Origin of the sequence: Streptomyces sp. NPDC000075 (assembly GCF_040301925.1) — a bacterium.
Taxonomy (GTDB): Bacteria; Actinomycetota; Actinomycetes; order Streptomycetales; family Streptomycetaceae; genus Streptomyces; species Streptomyces polychromogenes.
This window is the reverse complement of the sequence record NZ_JBEPFL010000023.1, coordinates 12,211-29,530: the sequence shown is the minus strand read 5'-3', so window position 1 is coordinate 29,530 and position 17,320 is coordinate 12,211. Positions and strand designations below refer to the sequence as shown.

Annotated in this window: 17 protein-coding genes; 10 read left to right on the top strand and 7 right to left on the bottom strand. The window is 75.4% G+C overall.

What is annotated here, in order from left to right:
- The first annotated feature begins 189 nt into the window (after positions 1-189).
- Entirely contained in the window at positions 190-1,251 is a 1,062-nt protein-coding gene (locus ABT403_RS25015) for a quaternary amine ABC transporter ATP-binding protein (protein ID WP_344158477.1), read from the top strand.
- On the top strand, positions 1,251-3,047 hold the full coding sequence (locus tag ABT403_RS25010; RefSeq protein ID WP_344158479.1) for an ABC transporter permease/substrate binding protein: 1,797 nt from the start codon (positions 1,251-1,253) through the stop codon (positions 3,045-3,047). Before ABT403_RS25015 ends, ABT403_RS25010 begins: the two co-directional genes overlap by 1 nt.
- Before the next feature lie 121 nt (positions 3,048-3,168).
- Here the strand turns inward: ABT403_RS25010 and ABT403_RS25005 are convergent, their stop codons facing one another.
- Positions 3,169-3,702: a MarR family winged helix-turn-helix transcriptional regulator gene (locus ABT403_RS25005; protein WP_344158481.1), complete on the bottom strand. Its 534-nt coding sequence runs from the start codon at positions 3,700-3,702 to the stop codon at positions 3,169-3,171.
- A 150-nt stretch (positions 3,703-3,852) separates the two neighbouring features.
- Here ABT403_RS25005 and ABT403_RS25000 point away from each other — a divergent pair, with 150 nt between their 5' ends.
- Positions 3,853-4,914, top strand: coding sequence for an alkene reductase (locus ABT403_RS25000; protein WP_344158483.1), 1,062 nt, complete (start codon positions 3,853-3,855; stop codon positions 4,912-4,914).
- Positions 4,915-5,020: 106 nt separating this feature from the next.
- Here ABT403_RS25000 and ABT403_RS24995 read toward each other — a convergent pair whose 3' ends face one another.
- A complete protein-coding gene (locus tag ABT403_RS24995; RefSeq protein ID WP_344158485.1) occupies positions 5,021-5,311 on the bottom strand; it encodes a hypothetical protein in 291 nt (96 codons plus the stop codon).
- A 43-nt stretch (positions 5,312-5,354) separates the two neighbouring features.
- Between ABT403_RS24995 and ABT403_RS24990 the strand changes: the two genes are divergently transcribed.
- Positions 5,355-5,963, top strand: a complete 609-nt coding sequence (locus ABT403_RS24990; RefSeq protein ID WP_344158487.1) for a CGNR zinc finger domain-containing protein — start codon at positions 5,355-5,357, stop codon at positions 5,961-5,963.
- A 75-nt stretch (positions 5,964-6,038) separates the two neighbouring features.
- A complete protein-coding gene (locus tag ABT403_RS24985) occupies positions 6,039-6,650 on the top strand; it encodes a GOLPH3/VPS74 family protein (protein WP_344158489.1) in 612 nt (203 codons plus the stop codon).
- Positions 6,651-6,660: 10 nt separating this feature from the next.
- Here the strand turns inward: ABT403_RS24985 and ABT403_RS24980 are convergent, their stop codons facing one another.
- Entirely contained in the window at positions 6,661-7,050 is a 390-nt protein-coding gene (locus tag ABT403_RS24980) for a virginiamycin B lyase family protein (RefSeq protein ID WP_344158491.1), read from the bottom strand.
- Positions 7,051-7,316: 266 nt separating this feature from the next.
- Here ABT403_RS24980 and ABT403_RS24975 point away from each other — a divergent pair, with 266 nt between their 5' ends.
- Together ABT403_RS24975 and ABT403_RS24970 are read left to right on the top strand one after the other, a co-directional pair.
- On the top strand, positions 7,317-11,261 hold the full coding sequence (locus ABT403_RS24975) for a Pls/PosA family non-ribosomal peptide synthetase (protein WP_344158493.1): 3,945 nt from the start codon (positions 7,317-7,319) through the stop codon (positions 11,259-11,261).
- A 98-nt stretch (positions 11,262-11,359) separates the two neighbouring features.
- Positions 11,360-11,713 carry a YrdB family protein gene (locus tag ABT403_RS24970; protein WP_344158495.1) on the top strand — a complete coding sequence of 118 codons (354 nt, stop codon included), beginning with the start codon at positions 11,360-11,362 and terminating at the stop codon, positions 11,711-11,713.
- Between the two features lie 9 nt (positions 11,714-11,722).
- On the opposite strand, the gene ABT403_RS24965 is transcribed toward ABT403_RS24970, so the two are convergent.
- Positions 11,723-12,508 carry an SDR family NAD(P)-dependent oxidoreductase gene (locus ABT403_RS24965; RefSeq protein ID WP_344158497.1) on the bottom strand — a complete coding sequence of 262 codons (786 nt, stop codon included), beginning with the start codon at positions 12,506-12,508 and terminating at the stop codon, positions 11,723-11,725.
- 78 nt (positions 12,509-12,586) lie between these two features.
- Complete coding sequence (locus tag ABT403_RS24960) at positions 12,587-13,267, bottom strand: NAD(P)H-binding protein (protein WP_344158499.1); 681 nt, start codon at positions 13,265-13,267, stop codon at positions 12,587-12,589.
- 225 nt (positions 13,268-13,492) lie between these two features.
- On the opposite strand from ABT403_RS24960, the gene ABT403_RS24955 reads away from it, so the two are divergent.
- Entirely contained in the window at positions 13,493-14,050 is a 558-nt protein-coding gene (locus ABT403_RS24955) for a DUF3291 domain-containing protein (RefSeq protein WP_344158501.1), read from the top strand.
- A gap of 54 nt (positions 14,051-14,104) precedes the next feature.
- Here the strand turns inward: ABT403_RS24955 and ABT403_RS24950 are convergent, their stop codons facing one another.
- A complete protein-coding gene (locus ABT403_RS24950; protein WP_344158503.1) occupies positions 14,105-14,956 on the bottom strand; it encodes a LysR family transcriptional regulator in 852 nt (283 codons plus the stop codon).
- 82 nt (positions 14,957-15,038) lie between these two features.
- Between ABT403_RS24950 and ABT403_RS24945 the strand changes: the two genes are divergently transcribed.
- Positions 15,039-15,548, top strand: coding sequence for a cupin domain-containing protein (locus tag ABT403_RS24945; RefSeq protein ID WP_344158505.1), 510 nt, complete (start codon positions 15,039-15,041; stop codon positions 15,546-15,548).
- A 76-nt stretch (positions 15,549-15,624) separates the two neighbouring features.
- On the opposite strand, the gene ABT403_RS24940 is transcribed toward ABT403_RS24945, so the two are convergent.
- Positions 15,625-16,098, bottom strand: coding sequence for a tRNA adenosine deaminase-associated protein (locus ABT403_RS24940; RefSeq protein WP_344158507.1), 474 nt, complete (start codon positions 16,096-16,098; stop codon positions 15,625-15,627).
- Positions 16,099-16,258: 160 nt separating this feature from the next.
- On the opposite strand from ABT403_RS24940, the gene ABT403_RS24935 reads away from it, so the two are divergent.
- On the top strand, positions 16,259-17,320 hold the full coding sequence (locus ABT403_RS24935; RefSeq protein ID WP_344158509.1) for an NAD-dependent epimerase/dehydratase family protein: 1,062 nt from the start codon (positions 16,259-16,261) through the stop codon (positions 17,318-17,320).

Sequence of the window (17,320 nt, the reverse complement as noted above, 5' to 3'; positions counted from 1 at the left end):
ACCTCACCCTCGCGTTTGCTGAGGTGAATGCCGGGCAGGGGGGCCGCTGGAGCGGAACCCTGCACTCCGGACCCTCGGGCCGGCGCGGGGCGCACGCGGGCCGACCCCGTCCCGCTCCACGGCCGCCGCCCCCGGTCCCCCGTGGACCGGGGGCGGCGCGCCGTCCCCGGTACGACCCGTGAGGTGTATGTGTCCACGCTCCAGACCGAGCACGTGTACAAGGTGTTCGGAAGGAACCCCGACGACGCGGCGGCCGCGGTCCGCGCGCTGGAGGAAGGCGCCGACCGCGCGGCCTTGCGCGCCGACGGCGCGACGGCCGCCGTGATCGACGTCTCGTTCAGAGTGGAACCCGGCCAGATCTTCGTCGTCATGGGCCTGTCGGGATCCGGCAAGTCCACCCTCCTGCGCATGCTCAACGGGCTCCTCGAACCCACCTCCGGGCGCGTCCTCTTCGACGGCGAGGACCTCACCGCCCTCGACCCGCGCGCGCTGCGCCGCGTCCGCTCCACCAAGATCAGCATGGTCTTCCAGCACTTCGCGCTGTTCCCGCACCGCAACGTCCTGGAGAACGCCGGCTACGGACTGGAGGTCCAGGGCGTCCCCCGGGCCGAGCGCGAGCGCAGGGCCGCGGAGGCCCTGGAGCTGTGCGGGCTCGGCGGCTGGGAGAAGTCCTGGCCCGACGAGCTCTCCGGCGGCATGCAGCAGCGCGTGGGCCTGGCCCGGGCCCTGGCCACGGACGCCGACCTGCTGCTGATGGACGAGTCCTTCAGCGCCCTCGACCCGCTGATCCGCCGCGACATGCAGGACCAGCTCCTCGAACTCCAGCGCACTCTGAAGAAGACGATCGTCTTCATCACCCACGACCTCAACGAGGCCATGCGCCTGGGGGACGGCATCGCCGTCATGCGCGACGGCCGCGTCGTCCAGCAGGGCACCGCCGAGGACATCCTCACCCGTCCCGCCGACGACTACGTCGCCTCCTTCATCCAGGACGTCGACCGCTCCCGCGTGCTGACCGCCGACGCCGTCATGGCCCCGGCGCCCGCCGGCGCCGACGCGTGCGGCTGCCCCACGGTGAGAGCCGACACCCCGCTCGCCGACGTGTGCGCCGTCAGCGCCCGCGTCCCCCACCCGGTCGCCGTCACCGGAGCGGACGGCTCCGTCGTCGGCTCCGTACCGCAGGGCCGCCTCGTCCGCTTCATCGGCGACGAGCGGCGACCCCCGGTGCGCTGCGCGGAGGTGGCCGCCTGATGCCCCGCCTGCACCTCGGTGCCTGGGTCGACGGTGGCGTCGGCTTCCTCCAGCACCGCCTCTCCTGGCTGTTCGACGCCGTCGGCTCCCTCGTCACCGGTCTCGACAAGGGCATCGACACGGCGCTGTCGGCCCCCGCCCCGCTCCTGCTCGCGGGCATCCTCGCCGTCACCGCCTGGTGGCTGCGCGGCCTGCTCGCCGGCCTGCTCGCCTTCGCCGGCCTCGCGCTCGTCGACTCCCTCGGCCTGTGGCCCGAAGCCATGTCCACGCTCTCCCTGGTCCTGGTCGCCACGCTCATCACCCTGGTGATCGCCGTCCCGCTCGGCCTCCTCGCCGCGCGCTCCGACCGCACCAGCGCGGTGCTGCGCCCGGTGCTGGACTTCATGCAGACCATGCCGGCCATGGTCTACCTGATCCCCGGCGTCGTCTTCTTCGGCGTGGGCGTCGTCCCCGGCATCATCGCCACCATCATCTTCTCGCTGCCGCCCGGCGTGCGGATGACCGAGCTCGGCATCCGCCAGGTCGACGGCGAACTCGTCGAGGCCGCCGAGGCGTTCGGCACCGCCCCGCGTGACATCCTGCTCCGCCTCCAGCTGCCCCTCGCCCTGCCCACGATCATGGCCGGCGTCAACCAGGTCATCATGCTCGGCCTGTCCATGGTCGTCATCGCGGGCATGGTGGGCGGCGGCGGGCTCGGCGGCGCCGTCTACCGGGCCATCGGCAACGTCGACATCGGCCTTGGTTTCGAAGCCGGCGTCTCCATCGTGATCCTGGCCATGTACCTCGACCGGATGACCGGCGCCCTGGGCCGCCAGGTCTCCCCGATCGGCCGGCGCGCCCTCGCCGGGGCCCGGTCCGCCGCCGGCGCGGCGGGCCGGCTCTGGGGCCACCGCCCCCAGCCCGTCCACGCCATCACCGGCGTCGTCGTCCTGGCCCTGGCCGCCGGCGCCCTGAACGCCTTCGGCGGATCCGGCGAAGACCGCGACGGCCCGGCCGGCGCCGCGAACACCGGCAAGGGCCGCACCGTCTCCCTCGGGTACATCCCGTGGGACGAGGGCATCGCCTCCACCTTCCTCTGGAAGGAGCTCCTGGAGCGGGGCGGCTTCAAGGTCGACGCCCGCCAGCTGGAGGCCGGCGCCCTCTACACCGGCCTCGCCGGCGGCGGCATCGACTTCCAGACCGACTCCTGGCTGCCCGTCACCCACGCCCAGTACTGGGAGAAGTACGGGAACAAGCTGGAGGACCTCGGCTCCTGGTACGGCCCGACCTCGCTGGAGGTGTCCGTCCCCTCGTACGTGAAGGACGTGCGCTCCCTCGCCGACCTCAAGGGGAAGTCCGGCCTGTTCAAGGGCAGGATCATCGGCATCGAGCCGAGCGCGGGGGAGATGTCGATCCTGAAGGACAAGGTCCTGGGGGAGTACGGCCTCGACGGCGAGTACCAGGTCGTCGACGGGTCCACGCCCGGCATGCTCGCCGAGCTGAAGCGGGCCTACGCCAAGCACGAGCCCGTCGCCGTCGTGCTGTGGTCCCCGCACTGGGCCTACTCCTCCTACGGGCTGACCAAGCTCGAAGACCCCAAGGGCGCCTGGGGCAAGGGTGACGGCATCCACACGCTCGCCCGCAAGGGGTTCGCGCGGGACGAGCCCGAGGTGGCGCGCTGGCTGCGTGAGTTCAGGCTCACCGAGGAGCAGCTCACGGGGCTGGAGGCGAAGATCCAGCAGACCGGCAAGGGGAAGGAGCAGGAGGCGGTCCGCGCCTGGCTGAAGGAGAACCCGGATGCCGTGAAGCTCGGCTGACACCCGCCGCCGGCGGCCGCCGGCGCACCGAGGGCGCCGCGCGCGTGGACCCGTACGGGATCCACTCGCGCGGCGCCCTCGCGCGTACCGCCCTCAGCGGTCTCCCCTCAGCGGTCCGCCTTCAGCGGTCCCCGGCCCCGTCCCGGCACTGCGGATCGGCGGCCGCCCGGGCGCAGAGCGCGCCCTCCACCTTCCCCAGCAGCCGCAGCAGCTCCGCGCCCTCGGTCTCGTCAAGTCCGGCCAGGGTCTGGCGTTCCAGCTCGGCCCACGCCTCCCGGACCTGCTGGAACAGTCCGCAGCTGGTCTCCGTGGCCTCGACCAGGGACGCCCTGCGGTCGGCCGGGTCGGGGCTCCGGCGGACGTGCCCCGCCTGTTCGAGGCGCTGGAGCATCTTCGTCACGGTGGACGGATCCAGGCCCACGCTCTTGATCAGCTCCGACTGGCGCACGGGCCCGTTGTCCCACAGGTGCATCATCACGAACTCCTGCCCCGGGTGCAGCCCCAGGTCCCGCAGCAGCCGCCCGGCGGCGATGCGGTGCAGCCGGGCCACCCGGCTCACGGCGTGGCTGACCGGGCCGTCCAGCACCGCGCTCGGCGGCCCCGGACAGCCCTGCGGCACCGGGTCGCCCTGCTCCCGGGTGACGTGCGTGGTCATGGTCCGGCTCCTTCGTCCCGTGGTCCGGCCGCCCGCGTTCCGGCCTCCGGCACCCCCTGCGGAAACTTTACCTTGGCCGACCAATGAATGGGTGTACGGTGGGCGGCGAGGCCAATCATTGGCCGACCAAATAAAACTGTGAAGGCAGTCATGACCAGTGCTTTCGACCCGATCAACGTGGGCGCCGCCGCGCTCGCCAACCGCATCGCCATGGCCCCGATGACGCGCAGCCGCGCCGCCGCGGGCGGGGTGCCGACGGAGCTGACGGCCGAGTACTACGCCCAGCGCGCCTCGGCCGGCCTCGTGATCACCGAGGGGATCCAGCCCTCGGTCGTGGGCCAGGGGTACCCGTTCACCCCGGGTCTGCACAGCGCCGAGCAGATCGCCGGCTGGCGCCGGGTCACCGACGCGGTGCACGCCGCCGGCGGCCGGATCTTCGCGCAGCTCATGCACACCGGCCGGATCGGCCACCCGTCCCTGCTCCCCGAGGGTCTGGTCCCGGTGGGCGCCTCGCCCGTCGCCGCCCAGGGCCAGGTCTTCACCGCCGAAGGCCCCCAGGACTTCGTCACCCCGCGCGAGCTGACCGCCGCCGAGATCCGCCAGACCGTCGCCGACTACGCGACCGCCGCCCGCAACGCCGTCGAAGCCGGCTTCGACGGCGTGGAGATCCACGGTGCCAACGGCTACCTGATCCACCAGTTCCTGGCCCCCGGCAGCAACCACCGCACCGACGAGTGGGGCGGCAGCGTCGAGAACCGCGTCCGCTTCGCCGCCGAGGTCGTCAAGGCCGTGGCCGCCGAGATCGGTGCCGACCGCACCGCCCTGCGCATCTCGCCCGGGAACCGCTTCAACGACATCGACGAGCCCGACCCGCGCCCGGCGTACGAGGCGCTGATCAAGGAGATCGACCCGCTCGGCCTCGCGTACCTGCACATCATGGAGCCCGCCGGGACCCGCGAGATCACCCTGGCCCTGCGCGAACGGTTCTCCGGCCGGCTCGTCCTCAACCCCGCCACCGAGGGTCCGACCGACCACCGCGCGCTCGCCCTCGTCGACGAGGGCGTCGCCGACGTCCTCGCCTTCGGCAGCCTCTTCCTCGCCAACCCCGACCTGCCGGCCCGGCTGCGCGCCGAGGGCCCGTACAACACCCCGGACACGGCCACGTTCTACGGCGGCGACGCCCGCGGCTACACCGACTACCCGACGCTGTAGGGCGCGGTCGTCGTCCGTGAAGTCGTACGTCGTCGCCGCGTGCGGGGTGAAGTTCGCGAAGCCTCCCTGGAACAGCTTGCGGCCGGACACCGGGACCACGTAGCGGTCAGATGACCGGCTTGGTCCCGAGCCCCTCGATGACCTCCGCGAGGTGGTCGAAGACCTCGCGCACGCCCAGGCCGGCCAGCGGGGACGGGTCCGCGCGCAGCGCCTCGACGCCGGCGGTACCGGGATCCGAATCCTCGCGGCACGGAGGCGCGGCGGCGCGAGGCTGCCGGCCACTGGCGCGGCTTGCGGACTGCCCGCCCCGCGGCAGCCGGCCGGCGGTTCCACCGGCACCCTCCACGCCAAGCGGGATGCCGTGGCCGGGCCGGGCGGCCGGCCGCCCGATCCGCATGCGACACCGTACGAACAGGTGTCAGGGGGTTAGAGTCGGCCGCATGGCACCTTCACCCGCCCCCGCCCGGCTCGCGTTCCCGTTCATCGGGGGCCGTCCCTGCCTGGACTTCACGGCGACCCTCGGCAAACGGCACACGGAGCCCTTCGAGCGGCTGACCGATCCCGCCGCGCTGGCCCGCTGGATCGGCGAAGCCGGTCTGCGCGGGGCCGGACCGCAGCAGGCCGCCGTCACCGGCCCGCAGCTGACCGCCGCCCGGGAGCTGCGCGAATCGCTGCACCGGGTCCTCATGGCGGCGATGGACGGCCGCGCCCCGGAGGCGGACGATCTCGAACGGGTCAACGCGGCGGCCGCGCGCCCCGACCTCGCCCCGAGGCTCGCCTTCGACCCGCCCGGACGCCCCGTGCTCCACACGGCGGGCGGATCGGCGCGCCACGACGTCAGGGCCGCCCTGTCGACGGTGGCGCGTGACGCGGTGTCGCTGATCGGCGGTCCGCTGCTGGGGCGGGTCAAGGAGTGCGAGAACCCGGAGTGTTCGCTGCTGTTCCTCGACGACTCCCAGGCGCGCCGACGCCGCTGGTGCTCCATGGACCGCTGCGGCAACCTCGCGAAGATCGCCAACTACCGCTCCCGGACCCGGCGCGACACCTGAAAGACCGGGTGACATACGGCCCATGAGGCCCCGGCTGCGCCTACCATCGGTGGTCGTCTGCGAGGGGAGCCGTGCATGAGCACCGCGAAGGACCTGTTCGTCATCGCGATGGACCCGGAGGTGGAACGGCCCGTGGGGCAGGGCGATCTGTCGCTCGCCCTCGCGGGGGCGGAGCTGATCGACCTGATCGCGGCGCGAACCGTCACCCTGGACGGTGACCGCATCGTGCCGGGCGGGGGTCCGGCCCCCGACGACCCACTCCTGGCCGAGGCGGCGTCGGCCCTCACCCGCCGCGCGCCCTACGAGCGGGTCGACGACTGGCTGTGGCGTCGGGGCCGCGACCTCGCCGGCACCTACCTGGCGTCCCTGGAGGAGGAAGGGCTCATCGTCCGCACGCGCGGCGGCCGCTCGCCGTTCGGGACGGCCCGGGTGGAGCCGGCCGACACGCCCGCCCGCCGCCGCGCCCTCGACCGCCGCGAGGCGGACGAACCCGTACTCGCCGTGCTCGCATCGGCCGTGGGCCTCGACGAGGCACGGCCCGGGGCCGAAACGGAGGCGGACCCCGGGGACGAGGCCGTCACCACCGTCCTGGCCGTCGTCCACGACGCGGTGATGGAACTGGAGGCCGTACGCCAGAGGCGCTCGATCGAGAACGCGGCCTTCGCCAACGTCTGGCGCGCCCCCTGACCCGGCGGGGTCAGGGCATACAGCGGACGATGGCGCCCCCCTCCAGGGCGAGGTACAGGGCGCCGTCGCGGCCGAAGGCGAGGCCGTGGGGTTCCGGCGCGGGGGCCGCCGGGGGGCGCCGGTGACCGGCAGCGGATGGCCGGTCACCCGCCCGCCCGGAGTGATCCGTCGCCCATCCGGTGTACCAGCAATCGCCGACGGGCCCGGCGACGACGGCGTACGGGCGGCAGCCGGGGTCGGCGAGGGGCAACTCGGTGCCGGCCCCGTCCGGGAAGATCCGCCCGATGCGGCCGGCCCCGATCCCGGTGAACCACAGCGCCCCGTCCGGGCCCGCCGCGATGCCGACAGGCAGGGGGAACAGGAGCCGGGCCGCCGCACGGGGGACGGCGGAACCGAACACAGCGCCAGCAGCCGGCCAAATCCTGATCAAGGCGGGACGGCCCGGGGCGCCCCGACACGCGGTGGCCGTCCCCGCGCGGCCCTTGCGCGACGGGCGACTTGACGAGGCCTTGGGCGGCGCCGGGGACTGTTCGACCGCCCCGGCCGGCGCCGCACGACGAGTGAACCGGCGACCCCCCGGCGGTATCTGTGCAGGCGTGCGGCAACCTTTCCCCCGGGGCCGGCGAACCGCACACCCCCGCAGCACGTGAAACCGAGGCCCTGCCGATGTCATCCCGCCCTTCCGGCCATCCCCTGCCCCCGCTCCCGGACCCGCGCCGCGGCCGGCCGGACCGCGCCGTACTCCGCGGCGCCCCGGCCCACCCGCCGCGCACCCTCCTCGACGTCTTCGACGCCACCGCCGCCGCGTACCCCGGGTCCCCCGCCCTGGACACCGGCGACCGCGTCCTCGACTACCGCGCCCTCGCCGCCGAGACCGACGCCCTCGCGGCCCGCCTCCGCCGGGCCGGCGCCGGCCCCGGCGACCGGATCGGCGTACGCGTCCCCTCCGGCACGGCGCAGCTGTACGTGGCGGTCCTCGCGGCGCTGCGCTGCGGCGCCGCGTACGTACCGGTGGACGCGGACGACCCCGACGAGCGGGCCGCCACGGTCTTCCGCGAGGCCGGAGTCTGCCTGGTCCTCGGAGCCGGCGGCGAGATCGGACCGGGAGCGGTGCCGCCGCTGGGCGCCGCCGTGGGAGCCGCGCCGCGCCCCGTGGAACCGGGTGACGACGCCTGGATCATCTTCACCTCCGGATCCACCGGCCTGCCCAAGGGCGTGGCGGTCCGCCACCGCAGCGCCGCCGCCTTCGTCGACGCCGAGGCCGCGCTGTTCCTGAGGGACCGTCCGCTCGGCCCCGGGGACCGCGTCCTGGCGGGGCTCTCGGTGGCCTTCGACGCCTCCTGCGAGGAGATGTGGCTGGCCTGGCGGCACGGCGCCTGCCTGGTACCCGCGCCCCGCTCGCTCGTCCGGGCCGGCCACGAACTCGGGCCCTGGCTGGTCGAGCGGGGCATCACCGTCGTCTCCACCGTGCCCACCCTCGCCGCACTGTGGCCGGCCGGCTCCCTGGACCGGGTCCGGCTGCTCATCGTGGGCGGCGAGGCCTGCCCGGCGGAACTCGTGGACCGCTACGCCGTCGACGGCCGCGAGATGTGGAACACCTACGGCCCCACCGAGACCACCGTCGTGGCCTGCGCGGCCCGGCTCCACCCCGGCGAACCCGTGCGGATCGGACTGCCCCTCGACGGCTGGGACCTGGCCGTCGTCGACGAGGCCGGGGAACCGCTCGCGGTGGGGGAGACCGGCGAACTGGTCGTCGCCGGCGCCGGACTGGCCCGCTACCTCGACCCCGGCAAGGACCGCGAGGGCTACCGCCCCTGCCCGGCCCTGGGCACCGACCGGGCCTACCGCACCGGCGACCTCGTCCGGGCCGACCCGCGCGGCCTGGTGTTCGCCGGCCGCGCCGACGACCAGGTCAAGCTCGGCGGCCGGAGAGTGGAGCCGGGCGAGATCGACGCCGCGCTGACCGCCCTGACCGGCGTGCGCGCGGCCGCCACGGTGGTCCGCGAGACCCCGGCGGGCGGCCGGCTCCTCGTCGGATACGTGGTACCCGGCCCCGGCTACGTACGGGACGGCGCGCGCGAGGAGCTCGCCCGGCGGCTGCCCGCCGCACTCGTACCCCTCCTCGCCGAGGTGCCCGAGCTGCCCACCCGCACCTCCGGCAAGGTCGACCGCGACGCCCTGCCCTGGCCGCTGCCCGCCGACCCCGCCACCCGGGCCCCGCTGACCCCGACGCAGGCCCGGCTGGCGGCCCTCTGGGAGGACCAGCTCGGCATCCGGCCGGGCCCCGGCGACGACTTCTTCGCCCTCGGCGGCACCAGCCTGGGCGCGGCCCGGCTCGCCTCCGCTCTGCGCCCGGGCCACCCGGGCATCTCGGTGGCCGACCTCTACCGGCGGCCGGTCCTGCGGGACATGGCGGCCCACGCCGACACGCTCGTCGCCCGCCGCGCCCCACGGCCCCCGGTCCGCCCCGTCCCCCGCCGGGCCGGCCTCGTCCAGCTCCTGACGCAGACGGCCTCGTACACGGTCACCGGCCTGCGCGGGGTGGTCGTCCTGGCCGGCGTCGACAACGTCCTGGGCCTCTCCAGCCCGCACGCCTGGACCCCCCACACCCCCTGGTGGCTCGTCCTGACGGGCTGGCTGCTGCTCTTCACCGCCCCCTCGCGGTTCGTCCTGGGCACCCTCGCCGCACGGCTGCTGACCCGGGGCCTGCGCCCCGGAACGTATCCGCGCGGCGGCCGCACCCACCTGAGGCTGTGGGCGGCCGAACGGGCCGTCGCGGCCTTCGGCGTCCCCGCGCTGCTCGGCACCCCGTGGGCCGCCCGGTACGCCCGCGCGCTCGGCTGCGCCACCGGCCCCGGCGCCGCCCTGCACGCGATGCCGCCGGTCACCGGGCTCGCCGAGTTCGGAGCCGGCTGCGCGGTGGAACCGGAGGCCGACCTGCGGGGGTGGTGGCTCGACGGGGACCGGCTGCTGGTCGGGGCCGTCCGGATCGGCGCGGGCGCACGCGTCGGCCACCGCGCGGTGCTGATGCCCGGCGCCGAGGTCGGCGAGGACGCCGAACTCGCCGCCGGGGCCTGCCTCGACGGCCGGATCCCCCCGGGCGGGAGCTGGCACGGCTCCCCGGCCCGGCCCCGGCCCGACGCCCCCGCCGGCCGGGACGCCGTCCGGCGCGGCCGCGCGGCGCTCCGGCGGCCGCACGGGCGGCTGCGCCGGCGGGCCCCGTACGCGCTCTCGCTGCTCCTGCTGCCCCTGCTGCCGGTCCTCGCGTCGCTGCCCGTGCTGCTCGCCACCTACCGGCTCGTCGAGGACAGCCCCACGCTCGGCGAGGTCGCCCTCCGGCTGGCGCTCGCCGCACCCCTCTCCGTCCTCGTCTGCGCCCTCTGCCGGCTCGCGCTGGTCGCCCTGGTGGTCCGCGTCCTCGGCCGGCGGATCACCCCCGGCAGCCACCCCGCCGACGGCGCCGTGGCCTGGCGGGTATGGCTGGTCCACCGGCTCCTCGACTCCAGCCGCAGCGGCCTGTTCCCGCTGTACGCCAGCCTCGCCACTCCGTTGTGGCTGCGCCTGCTGGGTGCCCGGATCGGCCGGAACACCGAGATCTCCACCGTGCTTCCGCTGCCCTCGCTGCTCCGGGTCGACGACGGGGCCTTCCTCGCCGACGACACCCTCGCCGCCCCCTACGAACTGCGGGACGGCCGGATGCACCTGGGCGCGGTACGGGTCGGACGCCGGGCCTTCGTCGGCAACTCGGGCATCGTGGGGCCCGGCCGCCACGTGCCCGACGGCGCTCTGGTCGGCGTCCTCTCCGACGCCCCGGCGGACCCCGCACCCGGCACCTCCTGGCTGGGCCGCCCCGCCCTCGAACTGCCGCGCGCCGCCGCGTCCGGCGACGCGAGCCGCACCTTCACCCCGCCCCGGCGGCTGGTCGTGGCCCGGGCCGCCGTCGAACTGTGCCGGCTGGTGCCGCCTGTCTGCGGACTGCTGCTGGCCGAAGGCGTGTTCCTCGGCGAGGACGCCGCCCTGCGGGCCGCAGGGCCGCTGTGGGCGGTGGGGGTCGCGGTGCCCCTGCTGCTGGCCGCCGCCATGGCCGCCGGGCTGACGACCACCGCCGCCAAGTGGCTGCTGGTCGGCCGGTTCCGCGCCGCCGAACACCCGCTGTGGAGCCCGTTCGTCTGGCGCAACGAGCTCTACGACACCTTCGTGGAATCCCTCGCCGTCCCCTGGCTCGCCGGCCCCTTCACCGGCACACCGGTCCTCAACTGGTGGCTGCGCACCCTCGGGGCGCGGATCGGCCGGGGCGTGTGGTGCGACACGCACTGGCTCCCGGAGACCGATCTGGTCACCCTGGGGGACGGGGCCACGGTGAACCGGGGCTGCGTGCTCCAGACCCACCTGTTCCACGACCGCATCATGCGGATGGACGCCGTACGCCTCGACGCGGGCGCCTCGCTCGGACCGCACAGCATCGTGCTCCCCGGCAGCACCGTCGGCGCGCACACCTCCGTGGGGCCCGCCTCCCTGGTGATGCGCGGCGAGACCCTCCCGGCCGGCACGGCCTGGGCGGGCAACCCCGTCGCGGGGGCGGTACCGGCGACGGCGGCGGGCGAGGTGTGACGGGCGAACCGGCGCCCCGCATGGCCTGTTCATGACCACACGCGGCCTGATCTAATGCACCGACCGTTCGCCGTCCGCCCACGAAAGGCACCCGGCCGATGCTGCCCACCCCGCTCCACCTCGTCAACGAAGGTCTGGCCTTCCTCATGGAGCTGGCCGGGCTGGCACTGCTCGCCTGGTGGGGGTGGTCCACCGGCCAGAACACCGTGATGCGCATCCTGCTGGCCGTCGGCGCCCCCGCGCTCGCGGCCACCGTCTGGGGCCTGTTCGCCGCGCCGAAGGCCACGTTCGACATCCCGCTGGCGGCGATCCTCGTCGTCAAGGCCCTCTTCTTCGGCGCGGCCGCGGTCGCGCTCCACTCCCTCGGCCGCACCCGGCTCGCCGTCGTGTTCGCCGTGGTGGCCGTCGTCAACACCGGCCTCGCGGAGATGGACCGCCTGCACCGGGGCTGACGCCGGCGGCTACTGGGCCAGGTACCCGCCGTCGACGGGGAGGACGGCGCCGGTGATGAAGGAGGCGGCGTCGGAGGCCAGGAAGGCGATGGCCCGGGCCACCTCCTCGGGCTCGCCGAGCCGGCCCACCGGATGGAGGGCCGTCACGTGGTCGAGGTACTCGGGGCCGCCGGGCTCGTCCGCCAGGCGCCGGACGCGTTCGGTGCGGATGGTGCCGGGGGCCACCGCGTTGACCCTGACGCGGCGGCCCGCCCACTCCACCGCGAGGTGCTTGGTGAGTCCCGAGGCGACGAACTTGGCGGGTCCGTAAGCGGCTTGGCGGGCCTGCCCGGCCAGGCCGGAGATCGAGGAGACGCACACGACGGACCCGCCGTCCTCCTGCCCGGCCATCTGCGTGATGGCGTACTTGCAGCAGAGGAACATCCCGCGCCCGTCGACGGCCATCACCCGGTCCCAGTCCTCGGCGCTGGTCTCCAGCAGGTCCGACAGCGGGAGGATCCCGGCGTTGGCGACCAGCACGTCCAGCCGGCCGCCCGCCGCCACCGCGGCACGGGTCATCCGCTCGGCGTCCTCGGGCCGGGAGACGTCCCCGGTCACCACGGTCACGTCGTACGCGTCACCCCGGTCGGCGCAGTCGCGGCGCAGCGCCGTCAGCCCCGCCGTGTCCAGATCGGCGGCGGTGACGCGGGCGCCGAGCCGGGAGAAGAGGGTCGCGGTGGCCCGCCCGATACCGCTGGCCGCGCCCGTGACCAGGCACGACCTGCCGGTCAGATCGACCAGTCCGCCAGCCCCCACCGCACACCGCCTCCGCTCGCCGGCCGGGTCGCTCGCTCCCGGCCACCGGCCTCCCCAACGAGCGCCGGAGGGCCCCGGTTACGCCGGCCCGGCGGCGGCCGGCTCCGGGGCGAGGGCCAGGAAGTCCTCGTGGGTGCGGACGTGGACCCCGCGCCGGTCCTCGGCCAGCGCGGCGATCATCGCCGCGGCCAGCCGTCCCGCGGGCACCGGCCGGGAGGGACGGGCGGGCCCGGCCAGCAGCGGGGCCAGCACGGTCGCGGCGGAGCCGCCGAGGCCCTCGCCCCGGCGGTGCGAGGGACGGCGGCCGAGGATGAAGGAGGGCCGGAAGAACTCCGTCTGCGGATAGCCCAGCGCCGTCACTTCCGCCTCCATGTCCCCCTTGACCCGCAGGTAGAAGGCCCGGGACCCGGATCCGGCCCCGACCGAGGAGACCACGGCGATCCGCTCGGCGCCCGCCTCCCGGGCCAGAGCGGCCACCCGCACGGTGTGGTGCTGGTCCACCTCACGGAAGGCCTCCTGCGAGCCGGCCTGCCGGATGGTGGTCCCCAGCGCGCCGTACACGTCCGTCACGGCCGGCAGTTCCTCGCCCTTCAGCCCGGCGAAGTCCACCACCCGTGCGTCCAGCCGCGGGTGCCGCACTCCGAGGGGCCGCCGCGTGAGCACGGTGACGCGCTCGTAGAGCGGATCGCGCAACAGCCGCGCCAGCAACTGCCCGCCGACGAGTCCGGTGGCTCCGACCAGGAGCGCGCTACGGGTCACGGGGGTCCCTTCCCACCGCCGGCGGCCGCCCCGCCGGATCCCGGCAGGATCCCACACCCGCACCGGCGCTCCGGCCGGGCCCGGCCGCGACGGCCGGTGCGACGGGCCACGCGGGCGGGGAAAACGCAACTTCGACAGGGCCCGCGCTGACGGCTACCTTCACCGGGTCCCCGGCGATCGCCCACGCTCGCACGGGAGTTGCACGCCCCGACCAGGGAGAGACACATGCCCCATCTCGCGCTGTACACCTTCGGAGTCCTGAAGTCCCCTCTCGCCGACACCGGACCCCTCACGCGCGAGTTCTACGCCAGTGGTGAGGCCGTCTACCGGACGATCAGCGGGCACCCCGGGTACCTGGGGCACGCCGAACCGGCGGACGTGGACCGGGGCGTGCTCTTCGGCGCCGACTGGGGTGCCTGGGGGGAGTTCGCCGTACCGGACTGGTACGACAAGGGCCGCACGGCGCAAACCACCGCCCTGGCCACGACCCTCTCGCTCTGGACCGACCTGCCCTCCGCCTTCGACGCCGTCTACACCGGTCAGCACCGTGCGGCGCTGAACAGGCGTTACGACTGGTTCGAGAGGACGGGACACCCGAGTCACGTGTTCTGGTGGGTGCCCGAAGGCGCGATACCCACCTGGCGGGACGGGGTCAGCGGCCTGGAACACCTCCACACCCACGGCCCCGCCCCGCACGCCTTCACCTTCCACCACCCCTTCACCCCGGACGGCACCCCGGCCGGACCGGAGGGAGCCGGGCCGAAGGACGACCGGGTCCACTGACCGGGCGCCGGGGCGGGACCGCAGAGGGGCGGCGGCGGCCCGAAGGACGGCTGCTCAGCCGCGGTACGCCGCGACGGCGATCCGGACGAACGCCGCGACCAGCGGGTTGGCATCACCCTCCGGCCAGGCCACTACCACGGGGTTCGGGGCCATTCCGGCGAGTGGTACCAGGGCCAGCCCCTCGGGCGGGGCGTGGCCGAGCGGGGCGAGGCCGACGGTGCCGTTCCAGCGGACGGCCTGGAGGCACTCCTGCACCGCGCGGACGACGGGGCCCTCACGGGGCTCGCCACCGTGCCAGTAGGCCTGCCAGAGCGGATCGGTCCCCGGGGGGAAGCGGAACCACCGCCGGCCGGCCAGGTCGGCCAGCTCCAGGAGCTCCCTCCCGGCCAGCGGATCGTCCGTGCGCAGGACCGCCCCCACGGGATCGGCGCGCAGCTCACGCACCGTCAGGCCGCGCTGGTCGAACGGCCCGCGGGTCAGCGCGACGTCGACGAGCCCGGCCCGCAGCCCGCACGCCGGATCGGCCAGGCCGGTCTCGCGGACGCGGACCTCGACGCCCGGATGGCGCCGCCGGTAGGCGGCGGCCAGCCGACGGGCGCCCGCGTCGGCCTGGTCGGACATCATGCCGACGGTCAGGCTCCCGGCCCCTGCCGCGAAGGCCACCCGCACCCGCGCCCGTTCCACCCGCTCCAGCAGCGTGCGCGCCTCGTCCAGCAGCGCGGCCCCGGCCGGGGTGAGCGTGACGCCCGACGCCGAGCGGTCCAGCAGGACGGCACCCAGGTCCGCTTCGAGCCCCTTGACCGCCCGGCTCAGCGGAGGCTGGGTCATGTGCAGCCGGGCGGCGGCCCGGCCGAAATGGAGCTCCTCGGCGACGGCGACGAAGTACCGCAGTGTCCTCAACTCCATGACCGGCCACGATACCCGGGCGGTATCGGGGATCTCCAGGTGGTATTGGACGCTCCCCGGGCCCCGGCGCTGCAGTCGGGACATGACAGAACACTCGACGCCCGGGCACCCCGGAGCCGACCCGGCCGTGTCCGTCGTCCTCCCGGACCAGGGCGAGACGATCGTCCTGGGCACCACCCGGATGCGCATCCTGGAGGACGGCGGCACCACCGGACACCGGATCGGCTTCGCGGAATCCGTCCTCGCCCCGCACACCCCCGGACCGCCGCAGCACCGCCACGCCGAGCACGACGAGGGGTTCTACGTCGTCTCCGGCACCATCCGCTTCACCGTCGGCCACGACAGCCACGACGCGCCCGCCGGAACCCTCGTCGTGGTCCCGCCCGGCGCGCCCCACACCTTCGCCAACGTGACCGACCGGCCGGCCGTCATGCTCAGCACGTTCACCCCGGGCCGGTACGCGCGGTACTTCCGCGACCTCGCGGAGCTGGCCGCCGACGGGCAGCCGCTGCCCCCACAGGCGCACATCGCCGTGATGAGCCGCTACGCCACCCGTCCCGCCACCGACTACGCCGGCCCACCGCCCGCCTGAGACCGCTTCCCGCCCCCTGACCCCGCGTCACGGCCGCCGCCACCCGGGCGACGGCCGTTCCGTCAGCCGTGCCGGCTCATGCCTTCACGCGGTCGAACTCGCCCGCGAAACCGCACCGCTGCGCGATCGTCCGCAGCTGGTCGTCCGGCAGGGCGTCCGGCCGGGCCAGTACGGCGGCCATGCCCTCGGCGGTGAGCCCCAGGTCGGTGAGGATGCCCAGGTCCCCGGCCGGGAGCCCGTCCGGGGCGTCGTCCTCGGGGAGGGCGGCGCCCAGGGCGTCCAGGGCCTGGGCGGCGAGGGTGTGCCGGTGCGCCGCCCGCGCGTCCGACAGCAGCAGGGCGGTGCCGGCCGGTGCGGGGCGCAGGATCAGGAAGAACGCCTCGTCCGCGTTGAAGAGCCCGCACAGGGTGTCCCCGCTCCCCGCGTCCCGCACCGCGCCCACCGCCTCGTCGAGGCCGGTGAGCGCGGTGCGGTCCAGTCGGGTGCACTGCCAGTGGTCGTCCCGGTGGGCTACGGCGACCGCGTACCGGTGGTTCCTTCGTTCCGTCACGGCCCCACACCTGCCCCGTCGGCGCGCCGGATAGCCCTCGGGCGTCCCGGCGTGGCCCGCACGGAGCAAGCCTGCGGACGGGGCGCCCACAGGTGACGGAAGTCTTACGGACCGGTGCGGGAGCCGTCGTCGGGCGGCGGGGGTCCGTAGCGTGCCGGGCATGCGCGTACTCGTTACAGGAGGAGCCGGGTTCATCGGCTCGCACGTCGTGGCCGTCCTGGCGGCCGCAGGACACACGCCGGTGGTGCTGGACGCCTTGCTTCCGGCCGCTCACCCGCAGGCCCCGCAGGAGCCGGACGCCGAGTTCGTCCGGGGCGACGTCCGGGACGCCGGGACGGTGAGGCGGGCGCTGCGGGGCGTGGACGCCGTCTGCCATCAGGCCGCGATGGTGGGGCTGGGGAAGGACTTCGCCGACGCACCGGAGTACGTGGCCTGCAACGACCTGGGGACGGCGGTGCTGCTGGCCTGCATGGCGGAGGCCGGGGTGCCGCGGTTCGTCCAGGCGGGGTCGATGGTGGTGTACGGCGAGGGCCGGTACGAGTGCCGTGAGCACGGGGTGGTGAGCCCCGGGCCGCGGGCGGTCGCGGACCTGGAGGCGGGCCGGTTCGAGCCGCGCTGCCCCCGCTGCGGCTCCGGGCTCGTCCCCGGGCTGGTGGACGAGGACGCGCCGGTCGACCCGCGCAACGTGTACGCGACGACGAAGCTCGCGCAGGAGCACCTGGCCGCCGCCTGGGCCCGCTCCGCCGGCGGTACGGCCGTATCGCTGCGCTACCACAACGTGTACGGGCCGGGCATGCCGAGGGACACCCCGTACGCGGGCGTCGCCTCCTTCTTCCGGTCCGCGCTGGCCCGGGGCGAGGCCCCGAAGGTGTTCGAGGACGGTGCGCAGCGCCGGGACTTCGTGCACGTACGGGACGTCGCGCGGGCCAACGCGGCCGTCCTGGCCGGTGTGGAGGGCCTGCCCTCCGGCGGCCACACGGCGTACAACGTGGGCAGCGGCGACCCGCACACCGTGGGCGAGATGGCCGCCGCCCTCGCGGCGGAGCACGGCGGCCCGGCGCCGGTGGTGACGGGGGAGTTCCGGCTGGGCGACGTCCGCCACATCACGGCCGACTCCTCCCGGCTGCGCCGGGAGCTGGGCTGGCGCCCCGAGGTCGGCTTCGCGCAGGGCATGGCCGAGTTCGCCCGCGCCGGACAGCGGTCCTCGGCCCGGATCGGGTAG

Excerpts from the sequence above, each read along its gene's own strand:
- ABT403_RS24995 (WP_344158485.1), bottom strand. The coding sequence starts at position 5,311 with ATGCGGATCGGGCGGCCGGCCGCCCGGCCCGGCCACGGCATCCCGCTT.
- ABT403_RS24975 (WP_344158493.1), top strand. The coding sequence starts at position 7,317 with ATGTCATCCCGCCCTTCCGGCCATCCCCTGCCCCCGCTCCCGGACCCG.
- ABT403_RS24935 (WP_344158509.1), top strand. The coding sequence starts at position 16,259 with ATGCGCGTACTCGTTACAGGAGGAGCCGGGTTCATCGGCTCGCACGTC.
- ABT403_RS25005 (WP_344158481.1), bottom strand. The coding sequence starts at position 3,702 with ATGACCACGCACGTCACCCGGGAGCAGGGCGACCCGGTGCCGCAGGGC.
- ABT403_RS24950 (WP_344158503.1), bottom strand. The coding sequence starts at position 14,956 with ATGGAGTTGAGGACACTGCGGTACTTCGTCGCCGTCGCCGAGGAGCTC.
- ABT403_RS24970 (WP_344158495.1), top strand. The coding sequence starts at position 11,360 with ATGCTGCCCACCCCGCTCCACCTCGTCAACGAAGGTCTGGCCTTCCTC.
- ABT403_RS25000 (WP_344158483.1), top strand. The coding sequence starts at position 3,853 with ATGACCAGTGCTTTCGACCCGATCAACGTGGGCGCCGCCGCGCTCGCC.
- ABT403_RS24990 (WP_344158487.1), top strand. The coding sequence starts at position 5,355 with ATGGCACCTTCACCCGCCCCCGCCCGGCTCGCGTTCCCGTTCATCGGG.
- ABT403_RS25010 (WP_344158479.1), top strand. The coding sequence starts at position 1,251 with ATGCCCCGCCTGCACCTCGGTGCCTGGGTCGACGGTGGCGTCGGCTTC.
- ABT403_RS24985 (WP_344158489.1), top strand. The coding sequence starts at position 6,039 with ATGAGCACCGCGAAGGACCTGTTCGTCATCGCGATGGACCCGGAGGTG.
- ABT403_RS24955 (WP_344158501.1), top strand. The coding sequence starts at position 13,493 with ATGCCCCATCTCGCGCTGTACACCTTCGGAGTCCTGAAGTCCCCTCTC.
- ABT403_RS24945 (WP_344158505.1), top strand. The coding sequence starts at position 15,039 with ATGACAGAACACTCGACGCCCGGGCACCCCGGAGCCGACCCGGCCGTG.